This window comes from Sphingomonas bacterium, from assembly GCF_903643035.1.
Lineage (GTDB): Bacteria > Pseudomonadota > Alphaproteobacteria > Sphingomonadales > Sphingomonadaceae > Sphingomonas.
In genome coordinates this window covers 1-6,359 of sequence record NZ_CAHJWW010000162.1, presented here as the reverse complement: position 1 = coordinate 6,359, position 6,359 = coordinate 1, and the positions used below count along the sequence as shown (strand labels likewise).

5 protein-coding genes and 1 pseudogene are annotated in these 6,359 nt (G+C 64.4%); 1 reads left to right on the top strand and 5 read right to left on the bottom strand.

Annotated elements, in window-relative coordinates:
• The 3 genes from HUV01_RS10690 to HUV01_RS10680 all read right to left on the bottom strand — a co-directional run.
• On the bottom strand, window positions 1-221 hold a 221-nt coding region (locus tag HUV01_RS10690), incomplete at its 3' end, for an alcohol dehydrogenase catalytic domain-containing protein (protein WP_174298245.1).
• Window positions 222-243: 22 nt separating this feature from the next.
• A complete protein-coding gene (locus HUV01_RS10685; protein WP_174298244.1) occupies window positions 244-1,326 on the bottom strand; it encodes a catalase family protein in 1,083 nt (360 codons plus the stop codon).
• Between the two features lie 56 nt (window positions 1,327-1,382).
• Entirely contained in the window at window positions 1,383-2,492 is a 1,110-nt protein-coding gene (locus HUV01_RS10680) for an alpha/beta hydrolase (RefSeq protein ID WP_254606568.1), read from the bottom strand.
• A 109-nt stretch (window positions 2,493-2,601) separates the two neighbouring features.
• Here HUV01_RS10680 and HUV01_RS10675 point away from each other — a divergent pair, with 109 nt between their 5' ends.
• Window positions 2,602-3,348 carry a Crp/Fnr family transcriptional regulator gene (locus HUV01_RS10675; protein WP_174298243.1) on the top strand — a complete coding sequence of 249 codons (747 nt, stop codon included), beginning with the start codon at window positions 2,602-2,604 and terminating at the stop codon, window positions 3,346-3,348.
• 486 nt (window positions 3,349-3,834) lie between these two features.
• Here the strand turns inward: HUV01_RS10675 and HUV01_RS10670 are convergent, their stop codons facing one another.
• Both HUV01_RS10670 and HUV01_RS10665 read right to left on the bottom strand, forming a co-directional pair.
• Complete coding sequence (locus tag HUV01_RS10670) at window positions 3,835-5,919, bottom strand: epoxide hydrolase family protein (protein WP_174298242.1); 2,085 nt, start codon at window positions 5,917-5,919, stop codon at window positions 3,835-3,837.
• 251 nt (window positions 5,920-6,170) lie between these two features.
• Window positions 6,171-6,359 (bottom strand): annotated as a pseudogene (locus HUV01_RS10665) (alkene reductase); the annotation flags it as partial.

The window sequence follows — 6,359 nt, the reverse complement described above, 5'->3', positions numbered from 1 at the left end:
GCGCCCGCCTCGCTGACGCGGCCGACGATCTCGTGCCCCGGCATGCAGGGGTAGACGGTATTGCCCCAGTCGTTCTCTACCTGGTGGATGTCAGAATGGCAGACGCCGCAATAGAGGACGTCGATCTGAACCTCATTGGGCTTAGGCGCCGGCCGCTCGAACTTGAGCGGTTTCAAGCGGCTGAAGGAATGCTTGGCTGCGTAACCGAGTGCCGTGGTCATGTTAGATCCTTTGCAGGGCGGTTCAGGCCTGAGCGGCCGAGGGTTCATGATAGGGGCAGCCGTTCACACGCGCGCGGAAGTCGGCGGAGTGACGATAGGTCCCGTTGCGCGCCCGGTTGATGTTGCCGAGTGGCTGGTGTGCGGCGAGCCCGGTCCAGATTGAGAACCGCATCTCCTCGTTGATCTGCTGGAACTTGTCCTCGGTGAAGCTGTCCTGCTTCGCGGCGCGGATCGTCGCGACGGTCTGGAAGGGCGCATCGTCCTGCTTCCATTCGGTGGTGGGATCCTCGATCGGCTGCTTATCCAGGTCGCGACAGAGCTGGACCCGCAACTCCCACTCCATGTCGAGCACCTGGGTCTCGGACCGGATTACATCGCGCAGAGCATCGGGACGGTTGGTGGCATCGATCGTCGTATCGGTCTGATCGGTGAGGTCCTTGGACACGGGAAAGACCGCAAACTTGGCGATGAAGTCGCCATAGCGAAACGGCGTGACGCTGAAGTAAGTCTCGCCGAGCGGGTCGGAGCTGGGAGCGCCGCCTAGCGTCTGCACCTTGGGGCTTTCGATGCCGACCGCGCTCAACACGGTGTTCACGCCACGCAGCACCTTCGACATCGTCTCTTTGGTGCCCTCGAGCTTGTCGGTGGTGCCTGCGAGCAGCTTGAGGTTGCTCAGAAACTGGTCGGCGGTCTTGTTCTGGAACACCGGACCGTTGACCATCACGAAGTCCTGAGTGCGTCCATCGGCACCGGGCAGGCGTTCGCCCTCGACGTCCATGATCTTCACCGCGAGGCCACGCGGCAGGCTGATCGTGTCGGGGAGGATGTCGCCGGCATTGGTCGAGAAGCGCATGACGACTTTGTGCTCGCCTGGTGTGGCGAACAGCCCCTGGGCCAGCTCTGCCGGCAGGCCGTCACGGACGGTCAGCGTGCCTTCGAGGAAGCCGTGCGCCTTGGCGTGGACCGAGCGGACGGCATGATCGTAATCCTCCGCGGTCTTCTTGAGGATCGTGTCGAACGTCTCGTTGAGCTTCGCGATCGTCTCGCCCTCGTCGGGTTTCACGTCCTCGACGTCGGGAGAATAGCGGACCGGTGTCTGTGTCATTGGTGCAAGTCCTAACTAAAAGGGCCGGCGGCGGTTCTAGACCGCCGACAGCACGCTCAGCGGCGCGGCGCAGGAGCCGCGAATGCTGCCTTGAGCCGCGCGACGGCCAGGTCGTTTGCCTGCTTGGCGCCGCTCACGACCTTGGACATGCCGAAGAACTCGTGGGTGACGCCCGGGAAGGTCTTTTGCTCGACCTTGTCGCCGGCCGCGCGCATCGCCGCCGCCAGAGTCTCGCCGTCCGAGCGCAGCGGATCGATCTGCGCGTTGATGATCGTCGTCGGCGGCAGCCCGCGCAGGTTTGCCGCAACCAGGTTCAGGCGCGGGTCCTGCGCATCGGCCTTGCTGGTCTGGTAATAGTAGCCGAACCACGGCAGCATCGCGCCGTTCAGCGGCTTGGCGTTGGCCGAGTCCTTACGCGAGGGCAGCGTCATGCTGCTGTTGGCGATCGGGTAGACCGAGACGACGTAACGCGGGGCAGTCAGGCCGTTGTCGCGTGCGTAGATCGCGGTCGCAACCGCAAGGTTGCCGCCCGCGCTCTCGCCGACCGTGGCGATCCGGGCGGGGTCGCCGCCCCAGCTCGCCGCGTTCTCTAGTGTCCAGCGGTACGCCGCGGCCGCGTCGTCATGCTGGGCCGGGAACTTGAACTCGGGTGCGTGGCGATATTCCACCGAGACGACGATCGCGTTCAGCGCCTTCGCCATCGCACGGGGAGCAGCGTCATAGGTATCGACGTCGGCGATCACCCAGCCGCCGCCATGATAATATACGACCACGGGCATCGGCTTGCCGCCCGCTGGCGCGGCCGCCGGTTTGTAAATGCGCGCGAACTGCTTGGGATCGCTGCCATAGGGCATGTCCTGCGTCGTCACCGCTGGATCGGGGGCGGTCGACATGCCCTTCTGCTGCATGACCGCCTTGGCGCCATCGGCCGCCGATGGCTGCATCCGCGCCTCCGCAGGAGTTAGCGTCTCAATCGGCTTGCCCCCAAGCGACGCAAGCGCGTCGAGAACCGCCTGCATGTCGGGTGCCGCCTTGGCGGGCTGGGTGGCAGTCGCGGGCGGCGGCGGGGGTGGAGGCGCCGTGATCAAGCGCGGCGACTGAGCGACTGCGGGGAAGATGGCGATCGCGGCGGATGCGGCGATCAGCATCGAAATGGTCTTGTGCAATGGTCCCTCCTGTTGGTGTTTGATCGAGAACACCGGGCGCGACCCTGTGTTTCGGTACGAAAGTAGACCTACGTTTGGAGCAGCAAGGTCCGAGACCGTAAGCGGACGCATGGAGGATGAGACTTTGAACGCAGAGGATGCCGGCTCGCTGCAGGCGAGCCGGATGGAGGACAACGCCCTGTTGCGCGTCTTGGACGAGGCCGCTCGCGCCGCGCTTGCGCCCCATCTCGAGTTGGTGCCGTTCCGCAACGGCGACATGATAGCGAGGGCAGGCGATCCGGCGGACAGCATCTGCTTCCCGCTGACCGGCATCGCCGCGGTGCTTGACTCCCTTGAAGGCGACCGCCGGTACGCCGTCGCGCTGGTCGGGAATGAGGGGTTCATCGGATGGCCGCTAATACTGGGGGACGGCCGCTGGCCCCATGACGTGGTAATGCGAGCCGAGCACGGCGTGGCGATGAGGCTCTCGGCCGAAGCACTGTACGGGACGATAGCTGAGCACCCCGAGATCCGTACCGTACTGCTCCGCTTCGTCGGCGTGCTGATGACCCAGATGTCCAGGACGATCGTATCGTCGCTCGCGCACTCGATTGAACGGCGAATGGCGCGCTGGATCCTGCTTTATCACGATCGGGTTTGTGAGGACGACATCTGCATGACTCACGAGGAGTTTAGGCTCATGCTCGGCGTTAGGCGCAGCAGCGTCACGGATGCGCTTCATAAACTCGAGGAAGACGAGGCGATCCGATCGCTTCGCGGCCGAGTGATCGTGCGCGACCGAGAACGCCTCTTGCGTTTAGCAGGCGACACGTACGGCTTTGCCGAAGCGGAGTACCGGCGCTTGCTACTCGGGTAACGGCAGCGGCAAGGCGCCAGATATTTGAAAGCCAGTTAATTTCAGGTTGCTGGAAGATCCGCTTATCGGGAAGCCCAGCTAAACAGGTATATTTCAGCATATCACGACTTCACAATGAGCTAGATGAATGAGCGTCCGTAGTTTTAGAGTATGAGAGCGGGCCGAAATGGCAGGTGTGAGTCCCCGCGGCCATGCATCTCCGACGAACGTCGGTAGTTTTATGAATTAGCAAGCACGCGGAGTAGCTAGCCGTCTCGTATCGCTTACAAGATGAGAATAAATTTACGGCCGTAACTTAAATCCCAACGCGGATTTGCGGCCGCTCTTTGAAAGAAGATAAGGTGTCAACTTCACCAGGACTAATTGGCAGATCGATGTGAACTGGCGGCGAAGGTGTAGAAGCGAAAGGCGGGCGCAACGAGCAGATCTGGCCGTTGGATGCGGTCTTATCTGTCCTCTACGGGCATTCGCTTCGGAGCTATATTCTCACGGTAGCGCTCCGGCGCGTGCCCGGATGAACGCAGCGACTGCCTTTGGATGCGAGACAGGGAGCATATGACCGCCATTGGTCACTTCCAGCGTGGCGCCAGGGATCGCGTCGACGGCGCGATTGCCGTCAATCGCCGAATCCACAATCTGATCGTCGCGGCCGTACAACAATGCGACCGGCAGCGTCAGTGAGCGATATCGGGCGGAGATGGCAGCCAGATCCTGATCGGCGCTCGCCAGCTCGACCAAGGCGGCGTTCACCGACATCGGCCGGTCACCGAGCATGCCGCCGCCGCGGGTGGCAAAATCGGACGGCACCAAATCGGGCGCGAAGATCTTGCCCCAGCGCAACCCATAGGCAGCGCGGCTTAGCGGCGTGCCCAGGAGGTTGGCGAACAGGGTCCGAGCAGTACGGCCTTTCCTGATCGCGCTCGCGACGGCAGGCGGCATGGAACCCGGCGGCTGTGTCATCGGCGCGAGCAGCGCGAGGCCACCGACCGTCCCTGGATGATAGGTCGCCACCCCGAGCGCGATTGCGCCGGCCAGCGAGTGCGCCACCAGCAGCGGCCGGTCGAGGGCCAGCTTGTCGACGAACGCCGCCATTATCGCAGCCTGTTCGAGTATGCCGGGCTGGTCGCCGTCCGGCACCGAGTAGCCGGACCCGGGGCGATCGACCAAGATGACGCGGAAGTCTGCCTCCAGCGCATCGGCAACGCCGTAGGAGAAGTTCCGGAGCTGCGCGCCGAGCCCGTGGAGCAGCACGATGGCCGGCCCCGATCCGCGATCGACATAGTGCAACCGGGTGCCCGCGACGTCGACGAACTTGCCATCTGCAGGTACGCTCTGCTCGATCCGGGCGGTCGCATAACGGGTGTACAGCGCAGCGGCTCCCAGTCCGGCTGCGACGATGCCACCGGTGTGGAACGCGATCGACCGCTTGGGGGCCTGGTCAGACAGAGCATAGTAGGAAAAGAAGCGCCGCATGTCGGCGAGCAGTAGCTCGGGTTGCTCCAGCGCGGCGAAGTGGCCGCCGGCCGCCATGTCGGTCCACTGGACGATGTTGTAAGTTTTGCGGGCTTGCGAACGCGGCGGTGGCGGGAAGACCGGATCGGGGAAGGCCGCGACCGCGGTCGGCACCGTGATCTTCGTACCGGCGGGGAACTTGCCCGAGCCTTCCAGCACCCGGCCGCGATACATCCAGGTCGAGGTCACGAACGAGCCCTCGACGAGGTACAGCATGACGTTGGTCAGCAGCAGGTCCGCGTCGAACGCCTGCCACAGGTCGGGCGTGCCGTGTTCATCGCGCGGCACGTCGGCCCAGGCACCGAACTTTTCGAGGATCCACGCCGCGACGCCGACCGGGCTGTCCGACAAGGCCACGCCCAGCGTCTGCGGCCGCGATCCCTGCTCCTGCGAGTAGCCGGTCTCTTCCTTTGCCAGCTCCGCGCGCCGCCCAGCCCAGGCGAGCTCGTCAGGCTTCTTCGGCAGCGCATCCTCGGCCTGCACCAGCACCATATTGAGGTGGAGCGCCGCGACCGCTTCGGGGTGGCCGTACGCCATCCAGGCACCGATTGCCGCACCCCAGTCACCCCCCTGCACCAAATAGCGGGTCGAGCCGAACAGCTCGACCATCAGGCCGTGCATTAGCTCGGCGGTCTGCTTGGGTCCGATCGGGGACGCGGGCCGGCCCGAGAAGGCGTAGCCGGGCAACGACGGCACGACCACATCGTGGCCGTCGGCGACGAGCGGCGCGATCAGCGCCTCGAACTCGATAAACGAGCCGGGCCAGCCGTGGAGCAGCAGCAGCGGCGGTCGCGAACCGTCGCCACGCACATGGACGAAGTGCAGCCGCTGGCCCTGGACCTCGGTGGTGAACTGCGGCAGCGCATTAAGCCGGCGCTCCTGTGCGCGCCAGTCGTAGCGCGTCAGCCAATGGTCGACGAGCCGCCGAAGGTCGACAAGGCCGACGCCCGATCGCCAGTCTCCCGCATCCGGCACCATGCTCCAGTCGAACGTCTGGACTTTTGACCTGATGGCAGTGAGCCGTTCGTCCGGGATCGCGATCGTGAATGGTTTGGCCATATCTGGTTCCCGCCGCGCGTACCGGAGTAGGGTTTCCGACATACACGAACCGGCCAACGCGCGAGGTTCGGCCGTGTTCAAGAAAACGATTAAACATCCGCTGCCGGCGCAAGGCTGAGAAACATGCCGGCGGCGTTGGGTGAACGAGCGGCAGCTTTCAGAATGAGCTAAGCAGGCGCGGAATGTCGGGTCATGGGTCTCATCGCCCTGCGCTCGCCAGGGTGGAGACGCTCCCGGATCTGGGCATCGACTTAGGCTTGACGCTCATGCATCGCCGGCCAGTCCGAGTAGCCGACCGAGCCTCCGCCATACCAATATTGCTTCGGTGCGTCGGCGAGCGGAGCGCCAGTGCGCAGGCGATCGATGAGGTCGGGATTGGCGAGGAAGGGGCGACCGAAGCTGAACAGGTCGGCATCGCCGTTCGCGAGAGTCTCCTCGGC

Bases quoted from the DNA above. Each gene is read 5' to 3' on its own strand.
- HUV01_RS10685 (WP_174298244.1), bottom strand. From the start codon at position 1,326: ATGACACAGACACCGGTCCGCTATTCTCCCGACGTCGAGGACGTGAAA.
- HUV01_RS10675 (WP_174298243.1), top strand. From the start codon at position 2,602: ATGGAGGATGAGACTTTGAACGCAGAGGATGCCGGCTCGCTGCAGGCG.
- HUV01_RS10670 (WP_174298242.1), bottom strand. From the start codon at position 5,919: ATGGCCAAACCATTCACGATCGCGATCCCGGACGAACGGCTCACTGCC.